The sequence below is a fragment of the Streptomyces sp. TRM64462 genome, from assembly GCF_013362995.1.
Lineage (GTDB): Bacteria > Actinomycetota > Actinomycetes > Streptomycetales > Streptomycetaceae > Streptomyces.
Map to the genome: position 1 here is coordinate 1 of NZ_JABWDV010000087.1, position 23,097 is coordinate 23,097.

Here is a 23,097-nt window from a genome sequence, read left to right on the forward strand (position 1 = left end):
GCCTGCCGGCCGTACTCGACCGACCGGGCCAGCGACTGCGCCGCCTTGGACGCGGCGGTGGCGGCGTCGGCGGAGTAGCCCAGCGCCTCCTTCGCGTACGTACGGGCCCTCGCCGCATGTCCGGCCGCGTTCGCGGCGTGCTGGTACGCGGCCTTCGCGTCGCCCTTGGCGGCGTCCGCCAGGGCCTTGGCGGTGGCGGCTTCCTGCTGCGCGTTCTTGGCGTGGGCGTCGGCGACGGCCTTCTGCTGCTCGGCGATCGACTTGGACCCCTGGCCCGCCAGCACGACCAGGCTCGCGGCCGAGTCGGTGGTGACGTACGGGGAGCCGAGCTGGATCGCGTCGTTGGCCGGCTTGGCGACCTGCGCCGCGGCGTTGCCGGCGTCCACGGCGGCCTGGGCGGTGACATGGGCGTGGCCGGCGGCCTTCGCGGATGCCGCCAGTGCCTTGGCCGCCTCCTTGTTCGCCACGTCGGCATGGGACTTGGCGGTCTTCGCCTCGGCCTCGGCCTCGTCGGCCAGCTTGACCGCCGCCTTGGCCTCCGAGGCGGCGTGCTGCGAGGCCTGGATGGCGTCGGCGGCGGCGCTGGTCGCGGTCTTCACCGCGGCGTCCGCCTTCAGCTTCGCCTCGTGAGCGGCGTCGGCGTCGGCGCGGGCCCGCTTGGCGGCCGCTTCGGCGCGGGTCGCGGCGGCGTCCGCGTCGGCGGCCGCCTGCGTCGCGGCGTTCGCTGCCGTACGGGCCCGGCCGGCGGCCGCCTCGGCGTCGGAGGCGTGCTTGTCGGCGGCGTCAGCGGCTGCCCTTGCCTCCTTGGCGTTGGCGTCCGACTCGTGTGCCTGCGCGTAGGCCTCCTTGGCGTCCGCCTTGGCCCGTGCGGCATCCGCCTTCTGCTCGGCGTCCCACGCGTCGTCCCGCAGATCGCGGGCCTTGTCGCGGGCCTTCTCGGCGGCGGTGCGCTTCTGGACCGCGGTGGCCTCGGACGACTCCGCCCTGGACTTGGCGTCCTTCGCCTTCGCCGCCTCGCTCTCGGCGGTCTTCCGGTGCTGGGCCGCTTCCGCCTTCTTGGCGTCGGCGGTCTCCTTCTCCTTCTTCGCGGTCTTCTCTTCGGCCTCCGCGGCGAGCCGCTTCGCATGGGCCTTGGCAGCTGCGGCCTTGGCGTCCGCCTCCGCCTTCAAGGCATCAGCGAGCTTGGCCTCGGCGGTCTCCTTGTCCTTCTTGGCGTTGTCCCGGTGCGTCTTCGCCGCGTCCGCCGCGGCCTTGGCCTGCAGCTCGGCGGTGTGCGCGGCCTTCTTACGGAACTCCGCCTTCGACTGCGCGGCCTGCGCCAGCGCGCGCTGCATGATGGTCGCGCTGTCGCCGGCGGACGCGCGGGTGGCCGCCTCGGCGGTCTCACCGGCCTTCACCATCGCCTCAAGCGCGGCGGCCGCGCCCTGGGTGACCTGCGCCTTCTGCTGGCCCACCAGCAGCCCGCGACCGCGCGGGGCGCCGATGCGGTCGGCGATGCCGTAGGCGGTCTGCTCGATGTCGGCGCTGGTCTCGGCGGTCAACTTCGCGGTGCGGGCCTCCTGCTTGAGGGTGGCGAGTTCACGCTTGGCCGCCGCCTGGGCGTCCGCGATGCCCTTCTTCGCCTTGGCGAACTGGGCCTTGTCCGGGTAGCTGAGGCTGTCGGTGCCCTTGTGGCCGGACGGCTTGATCCTGAACTTCTGCGGCGAGGTGCCGTTGCAGCCCCACTGCCAGGCGTCGTAACCGTTGTCGAACTTGTGCAGGTCCAGGCACTTGCCGGTGCCGACGTTCTTCAGCTCCGTGGTGGCACGGACGTTGAAGTCCCAGGTCTGGGCCGGGCTCTGGTTGCACGACCAGATCTGGATCTTCGTACCGTTGTCGGGCTTCCCCCCGGAGACGTCCAGGCACTTCATGGAGTCGTAGCTCCGCAGGTGCAGGTCGCTGCCGCCACCCTCGATCAACCACTTCTGGGCCGCCGATCCGTTGCAGGTGTAGACCTGCACCGGAGTGCCGTTGGCGTCTTTGCCGCCCTGCACGTCGAGGCACTTGCCCTTCGCGCCCGGCACCTCGATGGTCACGGGGCTGTCCCCGATCCAGCCGACGCCGCCCGGGGACCAGTAGTCCTGCCAGTACGCCAGGTGGTCGGCGACCCAGGAGTGCCCCAGCAACTGTCCCAGGGACTTCGCGCCCCGTGAGAGGTTCTCGGTGGCCAGCTTGTTCAGCGTCAGAAGGTGGTCACGCTGCTTGGCCTGCGCGGCGACCTCCTGCTGCCACTCGTCGGCAGCGGTGTCGGAGATCGTCCGCAGCACCTTGTTCGGGTCGATGGGGTCGCGCCACGTACAGGACGCGAACCGCGTCTTCAGGTCCTCGACCGCGACACGGAACTCCGCGGACCCCGGCTGCGGGGCCGTACGGGGGAAACCGCCCGACGCGAGGAAGATCCGGGCGTTGTCCGCACCGGTCGGCTCCAAGGACCAGTCCGACAAGCGCCGGAAAGCGCTCCGCTCGGCAAGAGCCTGGTCCCAGCCGGGAAGCGTCGGGGCCGGGTCATTGCCGTACAGCGGAGTACCGAGATCCTTTACGGCCTTGACGGTCTTCTCGTCCGCCGCAGGTGTCGGATCCTCGTAGAAGTCGCTGTCGTTCTTCCAGAACCGGTCCCAGATCCACTTCGTCAGGCCGGTCTGACCGTAGAAGTTCTCCTTGCCGTCGTGCCAGGTACCGGGCGGGTGGTGGAACTCGATGCGGCCGACGCCCGCGGGAGTCTCCAGCCCTTCGAGCGGCTTGTCCCATGCCTTCACGAGTGTCTGGATGGCCGCCCCTTGTTGGGAAGCGGCTTCCCGGTCCTTCTCGTACGCCACGGCAAGCGGGGTGTCCTCCCAGTGCTGCCTGTTGGCGAGGGCGTGCAGCTTGTCCTGCGGCTGGTTGAGACCGTCCTGCGCGACGGCGGCCATGGCGGGCCCGCCCAGTCGCAGCACGTCGGCCATCAGACACTGGTCCTGCCGCAGTTGCTCCGCGGACGTGTCCTCGAACCAGTCGTAGTCGCTGCTCACCGGTTCCATACGCGGCGAGGCGTTCAGGTCCAGCAGGTCAGGCTGAACGGCCAGGCCACCGAGGACGGCCGCGGCCGCCATGGAGGCGATGAGCGGTACGAACGGGGTGTGAGGGGTCGATCTGCGTCGTCTGTTCCTGAACAGCCCTGGTCTGGGGCGCAAGGGGGTGTCCCTCCATCGGCACAAGGGCAGGCGGGGGCACCCCATGGCAGAGAAGTGAAGCGCGGCCACGCCTGTGTCAGGGCATGCGCCGCCGCGATTGAGCTACCCCTCCCCCGTGGCGGCGCTGTTCCCCCGGCCGCCGGCTGAGACGTGTACGCCATGCCGGAGCTGGTCAGGCCCCGGCGTCGCACACACACGGTGATCACACCATAGGCACAGGGCAGGGCCTTGGATCAAGAGAAATCCCCTACGAGGAACAGCGCTCTGCACCTGCGCCGGCGCCCTTGACGGCCGCGACGAACGGCACCCAAGCGCGGGCGGAGACGGTGACGACAGGCCCGTCAGGCACCTTGGAGTCCCGGACGGGGACGACGCCGGGGAGGTCGTCGGCGACCTCGACGCAGTCGCCGCCTGACGTGTTGCTGTAGCTGCTCTTGCGCCAGCGTGCGGCGCCCACGAAACCGTCAGCCACCTCGACGCAGTCGCCACCCGACCCGTTGCTGTGGCTGCTCTTGCGCCAGCGCGCGGCGCCCACGAAGCCTTCGGCCACTTCGACGCAGTTGCCGCCCGACCCGTTGCTGTAGCTGCTCTTGCGCCAGGCGGCGGCGCTCAAGTCAATCCGGTTGCTTGCCATTTCGATAGTCCTCAGCTGCTGATTCGATCATGGCCAGGGACGCCTCTGGCGGCAGCGCGGCGGCCCTGAGCAGATCGTACGACGTTCGATACGCCGCCACGAGGCCCGGATCGTCCACGGTATGGCCGGTGTGCAGAGACTCCGTGTACACCAGCGGTGGCGCATCGGCAAAGGTCATGATCATGGCAGTGCCGAGCAGGAACGGGTGAGCCCCGGAGTTCCACGGCAGCACCTGCACAAAGATCCTCCGCCGCCGCACCAGCGCGGCGACCCGGTCCAACTGTTCAGCCATCCGGGCAGGCGCCAGGATGGGCTGCCGAAGCACCGACTCGTGCAGAACCACCCAGTACTGCGGCCTGTTGTGGTCGTCCTCGAAGAGGCTCGACCGCGCCAGCCGACCGTTGACCTTGGCGTCGGTCTCCTCGTCCGCCTCAAGCGGGTGCGTCGCCCGCACCACTGCTCGTGCGTACGCCTTGGTCTGCAAGAGGCCCGGCACGACGGTGGGGCACCACTCCTCGATGGTCAGCGCGTGCCTCTCCGCTTCGAGGACGCGCTCGAAGTACTCGGCATGGCCCTTCCGTCGAGCCTGCCGTACGTCGTCGCAGCCGCGCTCGAAGTAGCCGTCCGTCTTGAGGACGCGGTCCGCGTGGCGGGCCAGTTCCACCGGCATGCTGCGCTGGCCGCGCTCGATCTCGCTCAGGAGCGTCGCCCCGTAGAAGCTGCCCTCCACGAGCTCGGTCATGGTCAGGCCCGCCTTCTCCCGCTGGTACCTCAACTCCTTGCCGTAGAAGCACGAAACGCTCTGCGACCCGTCGATGTCCGTCCGCTTCCCCTGCCCCATGGGTGACCGCCCTTCACACCTCGCGTCCTGGTGCCCAAACCCCTTTCACGCTACGTCCGTTCGACACCGCAGCGTGACGGGTTCGTCACAACACGCACAGAAGGGTGAGGGCCGCGCTCCCGCTGGGCGGGGGCGCGGCCCTCGGTCTGATGCCCGGGGTGTCAGCCCTTGATGAAGTTGTGCAGACCCGGGACCGTCAGGGTGCCGCCGAACTGGCCGGCCTGGGTGACCTTGGCGTTGGTGAAGAACGCGAAGGGCACGTCCAGCGGGGGCGGGGTCTCGGGGCTGAAGGTGACCGGGATGATGCCGAAGAGGTTGCCCTTCAGCTCCTCCGTGTACATCGTCACCGTGCCGTTGCGCATCGTCGACGTGGAGCCCGGACGGGACGTCACATGGCCCGTGCGGCCCTCGCTGTGGACGGTGGTCTGGTGCAGGTCCTTGATGTCCACCTCGGACGCCGTGAATTTCAGGACCTTCTTGACCTTGCCGCTGCCCGTCTCGACCTCCACAATGCCGTGGTACTTCAGGCCGCGCAGGGTGAGCAGCGTGCTCTCCAGCTTCCACGGGTCGTCGGGGACGTGCGGGATGCCCGGTTCGGCCTGCGCGTTCGCGAGGGCCTCGGGGTCCGGGGTCGGGCACGGGAAGCGGGGCTTCGCGCCGTCCGGGATGTCCTCGTCCTGCTTCGGGTCCAGGCCCTTGACGTCCTCGGGCAGCTCCTCGACGTCGGCGCCCACTTTGTCGGCGGCGTCCTTGATGGCTTCCTTGGTCTTGTCGAGGACGTCGTCCACCGGCTTCGTAGCCGGGTCGGACGTCGGCTTGGAACTGGGCTCGGCCGTGGGCGTGGGCGTGGCGGGCGGCTCGGCTTCCGTCTTCGGCTGCGCCGCGGGCGCCGTGGGTGTCGGCGTGGACGTGGGCGCGGGGGCCTCGGCGGCGGCCGGCTGCTGCTCCGTCGACGTCCCGTTCTGACCGGTGAGCCCGCCGAAGAAGTCCTTCACCGCCTCGCCGACGCCCAGCGGGTCCAGGGGGTTCCTGGTCTCCGTGGGCGTGGGGGTCGGGGTCGGGGTGGTCGAAGGGGTCGGTGTCGTACCCGTCTTGGGGTCCGTGGTCGTGGTCGAGCTCGGAGTCGGGGTCGGGGTCGGGGTCGCCGACGGGGTCGTGCCCGGTGTCGGCTCCTTCGTCCCGGTCGGGTCCGCCGAGGGCTCCGACGGCTTCGTCGGCGACGCGGACTGCGACGGTGTCGGCTCCTGCGACTCGCCCGGCTCGTCGGACTGCGTCACGCACGGGCCCGGCGCGAAGGGGATGTCCTTGTCGTCGGCCAGGGCGGGCCGGGGCGTGAGGCTCATGCCCATGAGGACGGCCGTCGGCATCGCCGCCAGCGCCAGGGCCTTGCCCGCCGGAGCCTGGAGCTTGGTCAGCAGCGACTTGCGCGGGGCCGCGTGGCGCGGTCCCCTTCTCTGCCGCGGGCCCTCGGCATCAGCCGCAGTGGCCTGCGGTTCGTCACCCCGCACTGTTCCTCCCGCCATTGGCGTCGACAGTCGTCTCGGTGTCGTACGTGGACGTGGCGTCAGGCTGCTGCTCGTCCGAGGCCGAGGGCGAGGCCGAGGCCAACGCCTCGGACTTCTCGGGCGCTTCAGGCACCTCGGGCTCCGGCTCGCCCGGCGCCCAGGAGATGGACAGGGCGCCGCCGACCATGGCCAGCAGGAACCCGACGACGAAGCCGCCGAAGTTCGAGACCGGGATGGACACCAGGGCCAGCAGGATCGCCGCGACGCCCGCGAAGGTCCGTACGAGCGGCTGGAACCACATCGTCAGGCCCAGGGTGACCAGCAGCACCCCGATGATCAGTGACCCGGCGCCCCCGGTCGTGGCCATCGTGACGGTCATCTGACCGAGGTGAAGGCTCGCGTACGGCAGGTACGCGATCGGGATACCGCCCAGCAGGGTCAGCAGCCCCGCCCAGAACGGCCGGCTCCCCCGCCAGTCGCGGAACCGCCGCTTCAGGACGCGAAGGTAGTACTCGTTCTGCTCGGCGGACGTCGGCGCGGACCCGGCTGACTCGGCGCTCATGAGAAAGCTCCCTGGAACTGGTTGTGCTGTGTGAAAAGGGAGGCAGGCGGGCGTGGTCGCCAGGGGCGCTCACGCCCGCCCGTACGGACCGCCGGTCAGAAGCACTCGACCTTCGGACCGTCACCGATGTGCAGGCGCATGCTCAGACCGCTCAGCGTGAACGTGCCGGCGGTGGTCGCCCACGCCTTCTGCTCCACGTTGGTGAGCGTGGCCACCCTGGCCTGCTGCGCGAAGCCGTTCTGGTTGATCCGGTCCTTGATGGCCGGCCCCCGGCCCCAGCCCTTGGCATCGCCCTTGGCGGTGTGCTTGGCCGCGATGCCGATGTCGATGTCCTCGAACTTGGCGTCGGCGTCGAGGTCGGTGACGTCGAGGTACAGGTTCGTCGCCTTGACGGGCTCCTTCTTGCCCGCCTCCAGCCGGAGCGTGACCTTGCCGAGCAGGGGCACGTCCGGGGTGACCACCGACTGGCACATGTTGGTGATCGTGGCGTCCTCGAAGGACGAGATGGCGACGGGCCGTGCTTCGACCTCGTCACCACCCTTGATGTTCTTGTACCCCATGTCGACGCCGCCGTACTGGGCGAAGCCGTGACCCACAAGGCGATCGGTCTTGACCTTGAACTCCTGGCCGGACACGGCGAAGGACGCGGCCAGCGCGCCCTGCGCGAGGCCGATGCCTATCGCGGCCGTCGCGGCCACGCTGGGCACCATGACGACGGCGAACCGCTTCCATCTGGTCCCACCGCGAACCTGGGACTTCATAGATTCCTCCTTCTCGGACGTACATCTCCGGGACCGGGCCCGAGGGCCCGTCCTGGGATGGGAGAAGTGCTACGTCCTCGGGAAGGGGAACGCCCGCAGATCGGGCGGCGCGAGCCGCGTCCGCTTCACCGGCGATCACCCCCGAGCGACAACCACCGGCCGCTCGGCACAGGTGTCCGGGCGGCCCGTTCGGACAGGCCCTGCCGGATGGGCAGGAACCCCCCTGTCCTCGGCCGGCGCGTGCTGCCTCCGGCCCACTCGGTGGGGACCCGACCTCCGCGGAGCGCGGCTGGTTGCCGGCTGGTGCGGTATCGGACCGAGCGTCGCCGATCGTGGTGCATTCCGGGCCGGGGCACAAGGGGGTTCGTTACCCGCTAGTAACGGCTCGATAAACCGGCCGCGACGGGCCGCCGTCGCCCGGGCACTCACGGTGCTACCGGCCGGTTCGACAGAAGGGGATTTCGCCGCCGATAGGCGGACATAAGCAGGGCGTTGATTTACTGCGAGTAACAGCGGCCGCGTTTGCCAAGTTTTGGCAAAGCGCGGCCGCCGAATGTCACTCTGTCGCCAAATCGGCGACCTGCCCCGACATTGCTGTCAGCGGCTGACAGCACGGCTGTCAGTTGCTGTCAGAAAAGCACGCGCGCCAATGCCGAACGCGCCGCCGCGACCCGCGGATCATCCGGCCCGATCACCTCGAACAGCTCAAGGAGCCGCACCCGCGCCGTGTCGCGGTCGTCGCCCGCCGTCTGGCGCACCGTGTCGACGAGCCGCCCGAAGGCGTCCTCCACATGACCCCCGACCAGGTCCAGGTCCGCCGCCGCCAGCTGCGCCTGGACGTCCTTCGGCGCGTCGGCGGCGTTCTTGCGGACCTGCTGCGGGTCCATCCCCTGCACCCGGCCGAGCAGCTCGGCCTGCGCGAGGCCCAGCTTGGCCTCCGTGTTGCCCGGGTCGTCGACCAGGACGTTCTTGTACGCCTGGATCGCACCCGGGATGTCGTTGGAGTCCAGCGCCCGCACCGCCGCCTCCAGCAGGGCGTCGTACGGACCGGCCGGCGCCGTCCGCGCCTCCGCGCCCGCCTCCGGGGCGCCGGCCTCCGCGTCCCCGGCGACCGTGATCCCGGTCAGGCCGAAGCGCTGCTCCGCCACCTCGATGAGCTGGTCCAGGGTCTGGCGGATCTGCGCCTCGGGCGCCGCCCCCTGGAAGAGCGGCAGGGCCTGACCGGCCACCACCGCGAACACCGCGGGGATCCCCTGGATCCCGAACTGCTGCATCAGCATCTGGTTGGCGTCGACGTCGATCTTCGCCAGGACGAAACGGCCGTTGTATTCGACGGCCAGCCGCTCCAGCAGAGGACCGAGCTGCTTGCACGGCTGGCACCACTCGGCCCAGAAGTCGAGGACGACCGGCACTTCGGCCGAGCGCTGCAGTACGTCGCGCTCGAAGCCCGCCTCGTCGACATCGATCACCAGAGCCGACGGGGGCACCGCACCGCCGCCGCCCTGCCGGGCCGACTCCGCGCGCGCCTGCTCCGCCTTCGCCTTGGCCTCTCCGGCCGCCTTCACCGCGGCGAGGTCGACGACGCCGCTCATGGACATGTTCCTAGGCTGCATGGGTACATCCTCCCCCTTCCGCGCGCGTAACCGGTACGTCACGGCCCAAGCACGGCCGAAGCCGTGGTGGCACGGGGTCCCCACCCGGTGCCCAGTGGCTGTCGCTCCGGGCCGACCGGCGCCCCCCCCCCGGCGCCTCCCAGCCTTTCGCTACGCGTCGTAGCGTATCTGTACGACCGCCGGGTCGGACCGGCCGTACGCTGTGAACTGGCCCACACGCGCGGCACCGGAGCAGCGGAGCTACTCGCCGGTATGGTCGAGCGTCATGTGCAGCCGCCACATCCTTCCCCCCACCCCCACCGGCGCACCCGCCAGGCCCGGGCGTCCGCGCAACGCCGCCGCCGACACCGCGATCCTGGAGGCGACCCGCGCGGCCCTGGTGGAGCTCGGCTGGTCCAAGCTGTCGATGAGTGACGTCGCCGCACGCGCGGGCGTCGCCAAGACCACCCTCTACCGGCGCTGGGCCGGCAAGAACGAGCTGGTCGTCGACGCCGTCGCCGTCCTCTTCGACGAGCTGGAGCTCCCCGACCGCGGCAGCCTCGCCGCCGACATCGAGGGCGTGGTCCACCAGTTCGCCGCGCTCCTCGAACGCCCGGAGACGAAGACGTCGCTGATGGCCGTCGTCGCCGAGTCCACCCGTGACGCACCCCTGCGGGAGCGGATCCGCGCCTCCATCGTCGAGCGCCAGAAACGCCTCGTGCAGGAGGGCAGACGCCGCGCCCAGGACCGCGGCGAACTGCCGACCGGAGACAACGCCCAGGAGGCGTCGCCCGGCACCGACGACCTGATCTTCGACGTCATCGCCGGCGCCGTCCTGCACCGCGCCCTGGTCAGCGGCGAGCCCGTCGACGCCGAGTGGGTGGAGCGCTTCACGGCCCTGCTGCTGGGCGGGCTCGGCGCCGCCTCGCGCGCGTAGTCCCCCCGTACGGCGTGAACTACAGCTCGCGGAACATCACGTGCAGCCCGGTGTACCCCTCCACCGGGTGGCGGAAGGCGCCCGGCACCGTACCGACGATCCGGAAGCCCAGGTTCTCGTAGAGCCGTACCGCGTGCTTGTTGGTCTCCGCGACCGCGTTGAACTGCATGCCCCGGAAGCCGGCGGCCCGCGCCCACTCCAGGCTGTACTCCACCAGCGCCCGGCCCACGCCCCGACCGCCGTGCGCCGGGTCGACCATGTAGCTGGCGCTGGCGATGTGCGCGCCGTTTCCTGCCTGGTTGCGGTTCATCTTGGCGGACCCCACGACCGTGCCCGCCGCGTCCACGGCGACGACCGTACGGTTCGGCGGGTCGAGGAGCCACCAGCCGCGGGCCTCCTCCGCCGTCAGGTCCGCGGGATAAGTGAAGGTCTCGCCGGCAGCGACGATCTGCTGGAAGAAGGGCCAGATCGCGGGCCAGTCGCCGGCCCCGGCCTCTCGGATCTCGGCATGCATGCCGCCAGCATGCATGCCGAGATCCGTTGAGGCGAACGGATTTCGTACGGTCGGGACCAGGCCTCCGGTCAGAAGCCCGCCGGCTCCGTGTACACGCCCCACTCGTCCCGCAGCGCGTCGCAGATCTCGCCCAGCGTGGCCTCCGCCCGTACGGCGTCCAGCATGGGCCCGATCATGTTGGAGCCGTCCCGCGCGGCGGCCAGCATCGCGTCGAGCGCGGCGCCCACGCGGGCGTCGTCGCGGCCCGCCTTGCGGTCGGCGAGGATCCGCACCTGCTCGCGCTCCACCTCGTGGCTGACCCGCAGGATCTCCAGGTCGCCCGTCACCGAGCCGGTGTGGCAGTTGACGCCGACGACCTTCTTGTCGCCCTTCTCCAGGGACTGCTGGTAGCGGAAGGCGGACTCCGCGATCTCGCCGGTGAACCAGCCGTCCTCGATCCCGCGCAGGATGCCGGAGGTCATCGGCCCGATGGGGTGCTGCCCGTCGGGGTGGGCGCGCAGCCCGCGCTCCTTGATGCGGTCGAAGATCTTCTCCGCGTCGGCCTCGATCCGGTCCGTGAGCTGCTCGATGTACCAGGAACCGCCCAGCGGGTCCGCGACGTTGGCGACGCCGGTCTCCTCCATCAGCACCTGCTGTGTGCGCAGCGCGATCTCGGCGGCCTGCTCGGACGGCAGGGCGAGGGTCTCGTCGAGCGCGTTGGTGTGCAGCGAGTTGGTGCCGCCGAGTACCGCCGCGAGCGCCTCGACCGCGGTCCGTACGACGTTGTTGTACGGCTGCTGGGCGGTCAGCGACACACCGGCGGTCTGGGTGTGGAAGCGCAGCCACTGCGCCTTGTCGGTCCTCGCGCCGTAGACCTCCTTCATCCAGCGGGCCCAGATGCGGCGGGCCGCGCGGAACTTGGCGATCTCCTCGAAGAAGTCGAGGTGCGCGTCGAAGAAGAAGGACAGGCCGGGCGCGAAGACGTCCACGTCCAGGCCGCGCGACAGGCCGAGCTCGACGTAGCCGAAGCCGTCCGCGAGCGTGTACGCGAGCTCCTGCGCGGCCGTCGCACCGGCCTCGCGGATGTGGTAGCCGGAGACCGAGAGCGGCTTGTACGCGGGGATGTTCCGCGCACAGTGCTCCATGAGGTCGCCGATCAGCCGCAGATGGGGCTCGGGCTGGAACAGCCACTCCTTCTGGGCGATGTACTCCTTGAAGATGTCCGTCTGGAGGGTGCCGTTGAGCACGGCCGGGTCCACGCCCTGCCGCTCGGCGGCGACCAGGTACATGCAGAAGACCGGGACGGCGGGGCCGCTGATGGTCATGGACGTGGTGACGTCGCCGAGCGGAATGTCCTTGAACAGGACCTCCATGTCGGCGGCGGAGTCGATGGCGACGCCGCAGTGGCCGACCTCGCCGAGTGACCGGGGGTCGTCGGAGTCGCGGCCCATGAGCGTCGGCATGTCGAAGGCGACGGACAGACCGCCGCCGCCGTTGCCGAGGATCATCTTGTAGCGCTCGTTCGTCTGCTCGGCGTTGCCGAAGCCGGCGAACTGGCGGATGGTCCACGTGCGGCCGCGGTAGCCGGTCGGGTACAGGCCGCGGGTGAAGGGGTACTCACCGGGCCAGCCGATCCGCTCGAAGCCTTCGTAGGTGTCGCCGGGCCTCGGCCCGTAGACGGGCTCCACGGGGTCGCCGGAGAGCGTGGTGAAGTCGGCGTCGCGCTTGTGGGCGGCGTCGTAACGGGCCTGCCAGCGTCGGCGGCCTTCCTCGATGGCGTCAGCGTCCATACCCTCGAATTTACTAGGACGTCCTAGTAAATGTCGATGGCTGAACCGCCGGACGTGTGCGCCCGGCGGTGTGGCCTGCGCCTCGTTACGCCTTGGCGGTGGCGGGCGCCGCGTCGACGATCAGCGGCTGGACCTCGCGGGCGACCTTGCGCTCGACGAAGAACGCGGCCGTCGGGATCGTGCCGCTCAACAAGATCCACAGCAACTTGCCGAACGACCAGCGGGCCTTGGAGCCCAGATCGAAGGCGAAAACGAGGTAGATGATGTAGAGGATGCCGTGGGCCTGGGAGACCATGAAGGTCACGTCCTCGCCCGTCTTGAAGCCGTACTTGGCGACCATGCACGCGCAGAGCACGAGGAGCATGACCGCGGTGACGTAGGCCATCACCCGATAACGGGTCAGCACGCTGGATTTCATGCCTACGAGCGTAACCGGCCCCAAAAACCCCGCTTACGCGGGGACCACGTGATGCTGCTCGTCCTGACCACCTGCATGATCGGACCACCCCCGCTCAGGCGGGGAACAAAGCGCGCTGACCCGGCAAAAGCCTACCGCTCCTCGAAGTCCCCCGCCGCCACCCGCAGCGGCCGCAGCATCGCGAAGATCTCGGCGCACTCCTCCGCGTCGTACGCGCCGAGCCCGAAGTCCATGGCCATCAGGTCGGCCGTCGCCGCCTCGACGACCTCGCGGCCCTTGTCGGTGATGGAGGCGAGGGTTCCGCGCCCGTCCTTGGGGTTCGGGCGCTTGGCGACGAGCCCGGACCTGACCAGCCGGTCGACGGTGTTCGTCACGGACGTGGGGTGGACCATGAGCCGCTCGCCGATCTTGGACATGGGCAGCTCGCCGGCCTTCGAGAAGGTGAGCAGCACCAGCGCCTCGTAGCGGGCGAAGGTCAGCCCGTACGGCTTGACGACGGCGTCGACCTCGGCCAGCAGGATCTGGTGCGCGCGCATGATCGAGGTGATCGCGGCCATCGAGGGCACCGGACCCCAGCGCCGCCGCCAGAGTTCGTCGGCGCGTGCGATGGGGTCGAAGGGAAGGCTGAGCGGCTTCGGCACGCCCATGACCTTACCGACAGGTCACATTCCGGTCAGCCCGGTCTCACTGTTTGGTCCGGTCGGTGCGGTGGGTGGGTGTGGTGGGTGGTCACGCCAGGTGGCGTTCCACCGTGGCGACCTTCGACGTCAGCCCGTCCGTGACGCCCGGGCGGATGTCGGCCTTCAGGACGAGGGAGACCCGCGGGGCGCGCGCCTCGACCGCGGCGACGGCGCGCTTCACGACGTCCATGACCTCGTCCCAGTCGCCCTCCACGGAGGTGAACATCGCGTCCGTACGGTTCGGCAGGCCCGACTCGCGCACCACCCGCACCGCCTCGGCGACGTACTCGCCGACCTCTTCGCCCACGCCCAGCGGCGTGACGGAGAACGCGACGATCACGCGTTCACCTTGCCCTCGTTCCGGGCGCGCGACGCGATCACGGCGTCGTCCGCCGCGCGCTTCAGCTTGCGGTCCGCGAAGAACCCGCCGAACGGCAGGACCGACAGCACGAAGTACAGCGCCGCCGTCTTCAGCGGCCACTTCGCCTTGTTCCACGCGTCCGCCCAGAACAGCACGTAGACGATGAACAGGACGCCGTGCACCGCGCCCATGACCGGGACCGCGTTGAAGTCCGTCGTGCGCTTCAGGACCGAGCAGATGAGCAGCAGGATGAAGGACACGGCCTCGGGGCCGGAGACGAGGCGGAGGCGGTGGAGGGCGGATGCGGTCTTGATGTCCACGGAAGGCACCTTCGGCGTCGGGGGGTCGGTCACTCGTGCACCCGTGCCGGATCTTGTGAATCCGTGCACAAGGCGTCCCCCATTGTGGCAGGGCCTCTTTGCCGGTCCTTTATCAGGGTCGGGGTCCTCCTCAAGGCCCTGTCGTGCCGGACGGCGGGGCGGCTAACGTCGGTCCGTGGCAACCTTCCGACTTCAAGGCAGCAAAGTGCTGGCCGTCGACATGACCGGGGACGCCGTCAAGGCGAAGAACGGGTCGATGGTCGCGTACGAGGGCCAGATGGCCTTCAAGAAGATGACCGGCGGGGGCGAGGGCCTGCGCGGCATGGTGACCCGGCGGCTCACCGGTGAGCAGATGGAGGTCATGGAGGTGAAGGGGCAGGGCACCTGCTTCTTCGCCGACCGGGCGTCCGACATCACCGTGCTGGGTCTGACGGGCGACAAGCTGTGGGTCGAGGCCAGCAATCTGCTGTGCGCCGACGGCGGCCTGCGGACCGGCACGACGTTCACGGGGCTGCGGGGCGGGGCCAGTGGGAACGGGCTGTTCACCACGACCGTCGAGGGCTCCGGGCAGGTGGCGGTCATGTCCGACGGGCCGGCCGTGGTGCTGCGCGTCACGCCGCAGTACCCGCTGTCCGTCGACCCGGGCGCGTACATCGCGCACCAGGGCAACCTCCAGCAGAGCTTCCAGTCCGGTGTGACGTTCCGCACGTTCATGGGCGAGGGCGGCGGTGAGGCGTTCCAGATCCGCTTCGAGGGCGACGGGCTCGTGTACGTACAGCCGAGCGAGCGCAACACGATCGGAGGGGACGTCTGATGCCGTTCCGGGAGATCAACTCCAAGATGGTGGAGGCCACCGTCACGCCGGGGCAGCGGATGTTCAGCCAGCGCGGCGCGATGCTCGCCTACAAGGGGGACGTCACTTTCACGCCGAACATCGCCGGCGGTCAGGGCGGCGTCATGGCCATGATCGGCCGGCGCGTGGCCGGTGAGTCCACGCCGCTGATGACCGTCGAGGGCAACGGCACCGTGATGTTCGGGCACGGCGGGCACCATGTGCAGGTCATCCAGCTCGCCGGGGACACGCTGTACGTGGAGGCGGACCGGCTGCTGGCGTTCGACGGGACGCTGGAGCAGGGGACCATGTTCATGGGCTCGCAGGGCGGCGTCATGGGCATGGTGCGAGGCCAGGTGACCGGGCAGGGCCTGTTCACGACCACGCTCAAGGGGCACGGGGCGGTCGCCGTCATGGCGCACGGCGGGGTCATCGAGCTGCCCGTCGTGCCGGGGCGGCCGGTGCATGTGGACCCGCAGGCGTACGTCGCGCACCACGGCGACGTGCGGAACAAGCTCTCCACCGCGCTGGGCTGGCGCGACATGGTGGGGCGCGGCTCGGGCGAGGCGTTCCAGCTGGAGCTGAGCGGTAGTGGTGCGGTGTACGTCCAGGCCTCGGAGGAGAAGCTGTGAGCGCGTCTGCGGTGTTCGATCCGGTCTCGCTGCCGAGCGACGACAACGTCAATCCGTACACCTTCTGCGTGGAGCTCAAGAGCTCCCAGTGGTTTCTGCAGAAGGGCAAGATGATCGCCTACTACGGGAACATCAGCTTCAACGGGGTCGGCCACGGGGCCCTGGACCGGCTGGTGCGCACCAGCTTCCACTCGCCGCTGCACGCGAGCGACTGGGTGGTGGCGGAGGGCAGCGGCAAGATGCTCCTCGCGGACCGGGCGTTCGACGTCAACTCGTACGACCTGGAGGACGGCAACCTCACGATCCGCGCCGGCAACCTGCTGGCGTTCCAGCCGTCGCTGGCGCTGAAGCAGTCGATCGTGCCGGGCTTCCTGACGCTGATCGGCACGGGGAAGTTCGTGGCGGCGTCGAACGGCGAGGTGGTGTTCATGGAGCCGCCGATCCGCGTCGACCCGCAGGCACTGGTGGGCTGGGCGGACTGCCCGTCGCCGTGCCACCACTACGACCATGGCTACATGACCGGTGTGATGGGCGGCCTGCGGGCGCTGACCGGCATCGGCGGGGCGTCCGGCGAGGAGCACCAGTTCGAGTTCGTGGGCGCCGGCACGGTGCTGCTCCAGTCGTCGGAGGCGCTGATGCCGGAGCAGGCGACGGGAACCGTTCCGCACGAGCCGGGCGTCCCCGGGGGCGGGGCGCCCGCCGGCCATGGTTCCGGCCACGGTCAGCACGGTTCCGCACCGCGCCTTCCCGGCCAGCTGGGGGACCTCCAGCGCCGCTTCGGGCTGTGAGCGGTAGTCTGCGGAGGGTGACGCGCTCGAACGCCTGCACCCCTGTGTGGGCGTACGAGGACGGGGGACGGGAGCGGAGCAGGCGTCACTCCATTTCGTCCACTTTTCAACTTCTTAGGTAGAATCCATATATGGAGACCGAGACGGCCATCCCGTGGCTGACCGATACGGAGCAGTGCGCCTGGCGCACCTATCTGGACGTCAACCGGCTGCTGACGTACCAGCTGGAGAAGGACCTCCAGCCGTTCGGCCTGACCAACAACGACTACGAGATCCTGGTGAACCTGTCCGAGTCCGCCGAGCGGCGGATGCGGATGAGTGACCTGGCCGCGGCGACCCTGCAGTCCAAGAGCCGGCTCTCGCACCAGATCACGCGCATGGAGAACGCCGGCCTGGTGCGCCGGGAGAACTGCGAGTCCGACCGGCGGGGACTGTTCGCGGTCCTCACCGACCAGGGCATGGAGACCATGCAGAAGGTGGCACCCCATCATGTCGAGTCCGTACGGCGGCACTTCATCGACCAGCTCTCCCCCGAGGCGCTGACCTCACTGCACGACGCCCTGCGGCCCATCGCCGAGCAGTTGCGCGGGCTGCGCGGCAAGCCGTAGCCGCGGCCCTTCCCCACGCCCCCGCGCTGCCCCGCGGGGTGCCCGTTCCGGTGAGGGCCACGCCGACAGACCCCCACAGGACACCCGCAGACCTACGACGGCCCCGCCCCCCGGTACGAAGGGGGGCGGGGCCGTTCGTCGTGTACGGGCCCGCGTCGTCGCGTACGGGCCCGCGTCGTCGTGTACGGGCCCGCGTCGTCGCGTACGGGCCCGCGCGCGGCGCCTCAGTTGCCCGTCAGGCCCGCCACCAGCTCGTCGGCCGCCGCGTACGGGTCGAGCTCGCCCGCCACGATCCGCTCGGCCAGCGCGCCCAGGCGGCGGTCGCCGTGCAGGTCCCCGATCCGCTCGCGCAGCGCGGTGACCGCGATGGTCTCCACCTCGTGGGCCGCGCGGGCCCGGCGCCTCTCCGTGAGGACGCCGTGCTCCTCCATCCACGCGCGGTGCTTCTCCAGGGCCTCCACGACCTCGTCGACGCCCTCCCCGCGCGCGGCGACCGTCTTGACGATCGGCGGCCGCCAGTCGCCCGGCGCCCGGGACTCCCCGAGGCCCAGCATGTGGTTCAGCTCCCGGGCCGTGGCGTCCGCGCCGTCCCGGTCGGCCTTGTTCACCACGTACACGTCGCCGATCTCCAGGATGCCCGCCTTGGCGGCCTGGATGCCGTCGCCCATGCCGGGCGCCAGCAGCACGACGGACGTGTCGGCCTCCGAGGCGATCTCCACCTCGGACTGGCCGACCCCGACCGTCTCGACGAGGACCACGTCGCAGCCCGCCGCGTCCAGGACGCGGATCGCCTGCGGCGCCGCCCACGCCAGGCCGCCCAGGTGGCCGCGGGTGGCCATGGAGCGGATGTAGACGCCCGGGTCCGACGCGTGCTCGGACATCCGCACCCGGTCGCCCAGCAGCGCGCCGCCCGAGAACGGCGACGACGGGTCCACGGCCAGCACGCCGACCCGCTTGCCGGCCCGGCGGTACGCCGACACCAGCGCCGACGTCGACGTGGACTTGCCGACGCCGGGCGAGCCCGTCAGGCCCACCACGTACGCGCCGCCGGTGAGCGGGGCCAGCGCCGCCATCACCTCACGGAGCTGCGGGGACGCCCCCTCCACGAGCGAGATCAGCCGGGCCACGGCGCGCGGCCTGCCCTCCCGTGCCTGGGCCACCAGTGCGGGGACGTCCACCATCACGTACAGAGCTCCTTACGTCGTTACTTCGCCGAAGCCGAAGCGCTCGGGACACGGACGATCAGCGCGTCGCCCTGGCCGCCGCCACCGCACAGCGCCGCCGCGCCGACCCCGCCGCCGCGCCGCTTGAGCTCCAGCGCCAGGTGCAGGACGAGCCGGGCACCGGACATGCCGATGGGGTGGCCCAGGGCGATCGCGCCACCGTTGACGTTCACCTTTTCAGGGGATACCCCAAGATCCTTCATCGACTGCACGGCGACCGCGGCGAACGCCTCGTTGATCTCGATCAGGTCGAGGTCCCCGACCTCCAGGCCCTCCTTCTTCAGGGCGTGCAGGATCGCGTTGGACGGCTGCGACTGGAGCGAGTTGTCCGGGCCCGCCACATTGCCGTGGGCGCCGATCTCCGCGATCCAGTCCAGGCCGAGCTCCTCGGCCTTGGCCTTGCTCATGACGACGACCGCGGCGGCGCCGTCGGAGATCTGCGAGGCCGTGCCGGCCGTGATCGTGCCGTCCTTGGAGAAGGCCGGGCGGAGCTTGCCGAGGGTCTCGACGGTGGTCTCCGGGCGGATGCCCTCGTCCTTGGCGAAGACCACCGGCTCGCCCTTGCGCTGCGGGATCTCCACGGGCGTGATCTCGGCCTCGAACAGGCCGTTCTTCTGGGCGGCCGCCGCGCGCTGGTGGGACAGCGCGCCGATCTCGTCCTGCTCGGCGCGGCCGAGGCCCAGGCGGATGTTGTGCTTCTCGGTGGACTCGCCCATGGCGATGGACTCGAAGGGGTCGGTGAGGCCGTCGTGCGCCATGGCGTCCAGCATCTGGATGGCACCGTACTTGTAGCCCTCGCGGGACTTCGGGAGCAGGTGCGGGGCGTTGGTCATGGACTCCTGGCCGCCGGCCACGACGATGTCGAACTCGCCGGCGCGGATCAGCTGGTCGGCCAGCGCGATCGCGTCGAGACCGGAGAGGCAGACCTTGTTGACGGTCAGCGCCGGGACGTTCATCGGGATGCCGGCCTTCACGGCGGCCTGGCGGGCGGGGATCTGCCCGGCACCCGCCGTGAGCACCTGGCCCATGATCACGTACTGCACCTGGTCCCCGCCGATGCCGGCCCGGTCCAGCGCGGCCTTGATGGCGAAGCCGCCCAGGTCGGCGCCGGAGAAGGACTTGAGGGAGCCGAGCAGCCGGCCCATGGGCGTACGCGCGCCCGCGACGATGACGGAGGTGGTACCGGTCGTTCCAGACATGAAGGACGATCCCCTTTCAGCCTGAGGGGCTGCGGAGTGAACGAGGGTTTACTGCCAATGTACTGAGCGGTACGGGCCCCGGTCATCGGGCGGTCGGTGTGACGGCGCGCACGTTGCGTAACCACCCCGCGGAGCGCTGCACTGTTCGCATGCTGACGAGAATCGACCACATCGGGATCGCGTGCTTCGACCTCGACAAAACCGTCGAGTTCTACACAACGACCTACGGCTTCGAGGTGTTCCACACCGAGGTCAACGAGGAGCAGGGCGTCCGCGAGGCCATGCTCAAGATCAACGAGACGTCCGACGGCGGCGCCTCCTACCTCCAGCTCCTGGAGCCCACCCGCGAGGACTCCGCGGTCGGGAAGTGGCTGGCCAAGAACGGGGAGGGCGTCCACCACATCGCCTTCGGCACCGCCGACGTGGACGGCGACGCGGAGGCCGTCCGCGGCAAGGGCGTCCGCGTCCTGTACGACGAGCCCCGGCGCGGTTCGATGGGCTCGCGGATCACGTTCCTGCACCCGAAGGACTGTCACGGGGTCCTCACCGAACTCGTCACGTCCGCCGATCCGTCCGCAGCGGAGCACTGACCTCCGGATTCCCGGCCCGGTAGAGTGGGCGGCTCCGGGCCGGGGCCGGATCGGGGCCGCGTCGCGGCGTCGTCCTGACATCATCCCCGGGGGGACCGTTCGCCGCCGAACGGTGCTCGTACCAAGAGAGTTCGCGACCAGGGGACGGATGGGACCGCGCAGTGCGGGGCTACGAACGCCAGGAGAGCCACCGGGCTGACGACGACCACCTTTCGCGGTTCGAAGCCGAGATGGACCGGCTGAAGACCGAGCGGGAGAAGGCCGTCCAGCACGCCGAGGACCTCGGTTACCAGGTCGAGGTGTTGCGCGCCAAGCTCCACGAGGCGCGGCGCGCCATCGCGTCCCGGCCCGTGTACGACGCCACCCAGGCCGGCTACGAGGCCGAACAGCTGCTCCGCAACGCCCAGATGCAGGCCGACCAGATGCGGTCGGACGCCGAGCGTGAGCTGCGCGAGGCCCGCGCCCAGACGCAGCGGATCCTCCAGGAGCACGCCGAGCACCAGGCACGCCTCCAGGCGGAGTTGCACACGGAGGCCGTGCAGCGCCGCCAGCAGCTCGACCAGGAGCTGGCCGAGCGCCGCCGCACCGTCGAGGCGCACGTCAACGAGAACGTGGCGTGGGCGGAGCAGCTCCGGGCCCGTACGGAGTCGCAGGCCCGCCGGCTGATGGAGGAGTCCCGCGCCGAGGCCGAGCAGTCCCTGGCGGCCGCCCGCGCGGAGGCCGCCCGGATCGCGGAGGAGGCCCGCCAGCGGGTCGGCGCCGAGTCGGAGGCCGCCCGCGCCGAGGCCGAGGCCCTGCTGCTGCGGGCCCGCAAGGACGCCGAGCGGCTGCTCAACGCGGCGTCGGCGCAGGCCCAGGAGGCCACCGGGCACGCCGAGCAGCTCCGTACGGCCACGGCCGCCGAGGCCGAGCAGGCCCGCCGGCAGGCCACCGAGCTCAGCCGGAGCGCCGAGCAGCGGATGCAGGAGGCCGAGGAGCGGCTGCGCGAGGCCCGTGCGGAGGCCGACAAGCTGGTGGCGGCGGCGACGGAGGACGCGACGAAGCGCCTCGCGGCCGCCGAGTCCGCGAACGAGCAGCGCACCCGTACGGCCAGGACGGAGATCGCCCGCCTGGTCGGCGAGGCCACCAAGGAGGCCGAGGCACTCAAGGCGGAGGCCGAGCAGGCGCTGGCCGACGCCCGCGCCGAGGCCGAGAAGCTCATCGCGGAGGCCGCGGAGAAGGCCCGTACGAAGGCGGCCGAGGACTCCGCCGCCCAGCTCGCCAAGGCGGCCAGGAACGCCGAGGAGATCCTCGGCAAGGCGTCCGAGGACGCGCAGGCCACCACCCGCAAGGCGGCCGAGGAGGCCGAGCGGATCCGCCGCGAGGCGGAGGCCGAGGCGGACCGGCTGGTCGGGGAGGCCGCCGACAGCGCCGAGCAGCTGCGGGGCGCGGCGAAGGACGACACCAAGGAGTACCGGGCCAAGACGGTCGAGCTGCAGGAGGAGGCCCGCCGGCTGCGCGGCGAGGCCGAGCAGCTCAGGTCGGAGGCGATCGCCGAGGGCGAGCGGATCCGCGCCGAGGCGCGGCGCGAGGCCGTCCAGCAGATCGAGGAGGCCGCGAAGACCGCCGAGGAGCTGCTGACCAAGGCGAAGGCGGACGCGGACGAGCTGCGCACGGCGGCGACCGCCGACAGCGAGCGGGTCCGCGCCGAGGCCATCGAGCGGGCGACGGCGCTGCGCACACAGGCGCAGGAGACGCTGGAGCGTTCACGCGGCGAGGCCGAGCAGCTGCGCGCGGACGCCGAGGAGCAGGCCGAGTCGGTGAAGGCGGCGGCCGAGGCGGCCGCGGCCGCGCTGCGTGAGGAGGCCGAGCGCGGGGTCGTGGCCCGGCGGGAGGAAGCGGCCGAGGAGCTGTCCCGCCTGCAGTCGGAGGCCGAGGAGCGGCTGGTCACGGCCGAGCAGACGCTGGCCGACGCCCGTACGGAGGCGGAGCGGCTGCGCCGGGAGGCCGCCGACGAGACCGAGCGGCTGCGCACCGAGGCCGCCGAGCGGCGCCGCACCCTCCAGGAGGAGGCGGAGGCCGAGGCGCAGCGGCTGCGCACCGAGGCGGCGGCGGACGCGTCGAGCGCCCGCGCGGAGGCCGAGAACCAGGCGGTACGGCTCCGGGCCGAGGCGTCCGCCGAGGCGGAGCGCCTGAAGGCGGAGGCGCAGGAGTCCGCCGACCGGGTGCGGGCCGAGGCGCAGGCGGCGGCCGACCGGCTGAAGACGGAGGCCGCGGAGGAGCTGGCGGCGGCGCAGGAGGAGGCCAACCGGCGGCGCCGGGAGGCCGAGGAGACGCTGGGCGCCGCCCGCGGTGAGGCGGACCAGGAGCGCAGCCGGGCCCGCGAGCAGAGCGAGGAGCTGCTGGCGTCGGCCCGCAAGCGGGTCGAGGAGGCGCAGGCCGAGGCGCACCGCCTGGTCGAGGAGGCGGACGCGCGGGCCACGGAGATGGTCGCGGCCGCCGAGCAGACGGCGCGCGAGGTGCGGGAGTCCGTCGCGGGGCTGCACGAGCAGGCCGAGGAGGAGATCGCCGGGCTGCGGTCGGCGGCCGAGCACGCGGCGGAGCGTACGCGCACGGAGGCGCAGGAGGAGGCGGACCGGGTCCGCTCCGACGCCTACGAGGAGCGCGAGCGGGCATCGGCGGACGCGGCGCGGGTGCGGGAGCGCGCGCAGGAGGAGTCGGAGGCCGCGAAGGCCCTGGCCGAACGGACCGTCAGGGACGCCATCGCGGAGGCCGAGCGGCTCAAGTCGGACAGCTCGGAGTACGCGCAGCGGGTACGTACCGAGGCGTCGGACGCGCTGGCGTCGGCCGAGCAGGACGCGGCGCGGACGCGGGCGGAGGCCCGCGGCGACGCGAACCGCATCCGCTCGGAGGCGGCGTCCCAGGCGGACCGGCTGGTCACGGAGGCGTCGGGCGAGGCCGAGAAGCTGGTCGCGGACGCGACGGCGGAGGCCGAGCGGGTCCTGTCCGACGCGACGACGGAGGCGGACCGCCTCGCGACCGAGGCGTCCGAGGTCCTGGACGAGGCGCGTGAGGAGGCGGCCCGGCTCCGCAGGGAGGCCGAGCAGGTCAAGGCGGACGGCGAGGCCGAGGCCGAACGGCTG

General features: G+C 71.2%; 22 protein-coding genes. 7 read left to right on the forward strand and 15 right to left on the reverse strand.

The window, feature by feature from the left end; translation table 11 throughout:
* The 7 genes from HTZ82_RS04110 to HTZ82_RS04140 all read right to left on the reverse strand — a co-directional run.
* A partial coding sequence (locus tag HTZ82_RS04110) for a ricin-type beta-trefoil lectin domain protein (protein WP_175407884.1) occupies positions 1–3,128 on the reverse strand: 3,128 nt, incomplete at its 3' end.
* A 328-nt stretch (positions 3,129–3,456) separates the two neighbouring features.
* Positions 3,457–3,843 (reverse strand): DUF397 domain-containing protein, encoded by a 387-nt coding sequence (locus tag HTZ82_RS04115; protein ID WP_175407885.1) that lies wholly within the window; start codon positions 3,841–3,843, stop codon positions 3,457–3,459.
* The gene (locus HTZ82_RS04120) at positions 3,824–4,684 is read right to left on the reverse strand and encodes a helix-turn-helix transcriptional regulator (RefSeq protein WP_175407886.1); all 861 of its coding nucleotides are present in this window, start codon (positions 4,682–4,684) and stop codon (positions 3,824–3,826) included. Before HTZ82_RS04120 ends, HTZ82_RS04115 begins: the two co-directional genes overlap by 20 nt.
* Positions 4,685–4,845: 161 nt before the next feature.
* On the reverse strand, positions 4,846–6,192 hold the full coding sequence (locus HTZ82_RS04125; protein WP_175407887.1) for a hypothetical protein: 1,347 nt from the start codon (positions 6,190–6,192) through the stop codon (positions 4,846–4,848).
* Positions 6,182–6,751, reverse strand: coding sequence for a DUF6114 domain-containing protein (locus tag HTZ82_RS04130; RefSeq protein WP_175407888.1), 570 nt, complete (start codon positions 6,749–6,751; stop codon positions 6,182–6,184). Before HTZ82_RS04130 ends, HTZ82_RS04125 begins: the two co-directional genes overlap by 11 nt.
* A 95-nt stretch (positions 6,752–6,846) precedes the next feature.
* On the reverse strand, positions 6,847–7,512 hold the full coding sequence (locus HTZ82_RS04135) for a DUF6230 family protein (protein ID WP_175407889.1): 666 nt from the start codon (positions 7,510–7,512) through the stop codon (positions 6,847–6,849).
* 629 nt (positions 7,513–8,141) lie between these two features.
* On the reverse strand, positions 8,142–9,125 hold the full coding sequence (locus tag HTZ82_RS04140; RefSeq protein ID WP_175407890.1) for a tetratricopeptide repeat protein: 984 nt from the start codon (positions 9,123–9,125) through the stop codon (positions 8,142–8,144).
* 265 nt (positions 9,126–9,390) lie between these two features.
* On the opposite strand from HTZ82_RS04140, the gene HTZ82_RS04145 reads away from it, so the two are divergent.
* Positions 9,391–10,041, forward strand: coding sequence for a TetR/AcrR family transcriptional regulator (locus tag HTZ82_RS04145; RefSeq protein ID WP_175407891.1), 651 nt, complete (start codon positions 9,391–9,393; stop codon positions 10,039–10,041).
* A gap of 19 nt (positions 10,042–10,060) precedes the next feature.
* Here the strand turns inward: HTZ82_RS04145 and HTZ82_RS04150 are convergent, their stop codons facing one another.
* The 6 genes from HTZ82_RS04150 to HTZ82_RS04175 form a co-directional block, all read right to left on the reverse strand.
* Complete coding sequence (locus HTZ82_RS04150; RefSeq protein WP_175407892.1) at positions 10,061–10,555, reverse strand: GNAT family N-acetyltransferase; 495 nt, start codon at positions 10,553–10,555, stop codon at positions 10,061–10,063.
* A 68-nt stretch (positions 10,556–10,623) separates the two neighbouring features.
* Positions 10,624–12,324 (reverse strand): methylmalonyl-CoA mutase, encoded by a 1,701-nt coding sequence (locus HTZ82_RS04155; RefSeq protein ID WP_175407893.1) that lies wholly within the window; start codon positions 12,322–12,324, stop codon positions 10,624–10,626.
* 85 nt (positions 12,325–12,409) lie between these two features.
* Entirely contained in the window at positions 12,410–12,742 is a 333-nt protein-coding gene (locus HTZ82_RS04160; RefSeq protein ID WP_175407894.1) for a DUF3817 domain-containing protein, read from the reverse strand.
* A gap of 131 nt (positions 12,743–12,873) precedes the next feature.
* On the reverse strand, positions 12,874–13,383 hold the full coding sequence (locus HTZ82_RS04165; RefSeq protein ID WP_175407895.1) for a MarR family winged helix-turn-helix transcriptional regulator: 510 nt from the start codon (positions 13,381–13,383) through the stop codon (positions 12,874–12,876).
* Between the two features lie 88 nt (positions 13,384–13,471).
* Entirely contained in the window at positions 13,472–13,762 is a 291-nt protein-coding gene (locus HTZ82_RS04170; RefSeq protein WP_175407896.1) for an MTH1187 family thiamine-binding protein, read from the reverse strand.
* Positions 13,759–14,103, reverse strand: a complete 345-nt coding sequence (locus HTZ82_RS04175; RefSeq protein ID WP_175407897.1) for a DUF3817 domain-containing protein — start codon at positions 14,101–14,103, stop codon at positions 13,759–13,761. The genes HTZ82_RS04170 and HTZ82_RS04175 overlap by 4 nt, the downstream gene beginning before the upstream one ends.
* Positions 14,104–14,278: 175 nt before the next feature.
* Between HTZ82_RS04175 and HTZ82_RS04180 the strand changes: the two genes are divergently transcribed.
* The 4 genes from HTZ82_RS04180 to HTZ82_RS04195 all read left to right on the forward strand — a co-directional run bounded on the left by HTZ82_RS04180 (position 14,279) and on the right by HTZ82_RS04195 (position 16,963).
* On the forward strand, positions 14,279–14,917 hold the full coding sequence (locus tag HTZ82_RS04180) for an AIM24 family protein (protein ID WP_175407898.1): 639 nt from the start codon (positions 14,279–14,281) through the stop codon (positions 14,915–14,917).
* Entirely contained in the window at positions 14,917–15,567 is a 651-nt protein-coding gene (locus tag HTZ82_RS04185; protein WP_175407899.1) for an AIM24 family protein, read from the forward strand. The genes HTZ82_RS04180 and HTZ82_RS04185 overlap by 1 nt, the downstream gene beginning before the upstream one ends.
* Positions 15,564–16,355 carry an AIM24 family protein gene (locus tag HTZ82_RS04190; protein ID WP_175407900.1) on the forward strand — a complete coding sequence of 264 codons (792 nt, stop codon included), beginning with the start codon at positions 15,564–15,566 and terminating at the stop codon, positions 16,353–16,355. The genes HTZ82_RS04185 and HTZ82_RS04190 overlap by 4 nt, the downstream gene beginning before the upstream one ends.
* A gap of 131 nt (positions 16,356–16,486) precedes the next feature.
* On the forward strand, positions 16,487–16,963 hold the full coding sequence (locus tag HTZ82_RS04195) for a MarR family winged helix-turn-helix transcriptional regulator (protein ID WP_175407901.1): 477 nt from the start codon (positions 16,487–16,489) through the stop codon (positions 16,961–16,963).
* A gap of 224 nt (positions 16,964–17,187) precedes the next feature.
* On the opposite strand, the gene meaB is transcribed toward HTZ82_RS04195, so the two are convergent.
* Positions 17,188–18,144, reverse strand: coding sequence for a methylmalonyl Co-A mutase-associated GTPase MeaB (gene meaB / locus HTZ82_RS04200; RefSeq protein ID WP_175407905.1), 957 nt, complete (start codon positions 18,142–18,144; stop codon positions 17,188–17,190).
* 23 nt (positions 18,145–18,167) lie between these two features.
* Positions 18,168–19,385 carry an acetyl-CoA C-acetyltransferase gene (locus tag HTZ82_RS04205; protein ID WP_175407902.1) on the reverse strand — a complete coding sequence of 406 codons (1,218 nt, stop codon included), beginning with the start codon at positions 19,383–19,385 and terminating at the stop codon, positions 18,168–18,170.
* Between the two features lie 149 nt (positions 19,386–19,534).
* On the opposite strand from HTZ82_RS04205, the gene mce reads away from it, so the two are divergent.
* Positions 19,535–19,975 (forward strand): methylmalonyl-CoA epimerase, encoded by a 441-nt coding sequence (gene mce / locus HTZ82_RS04210; protein WP_175407903.1) that lies wholly within the window; start codon positions 19,535–19,537, stop codon positions 19,973–19,975.
* 161 nt (positions 19,976–20,136) lie between these two features.
* Positions 20,137–23,097: polarized growth protein Scy (scy, locus tag HTZ82_RS04215; RefSeq protein ID WP_175407904.1), on the forward strand; the 2,961-nt coding region annotated here is incomplete at its 3' end.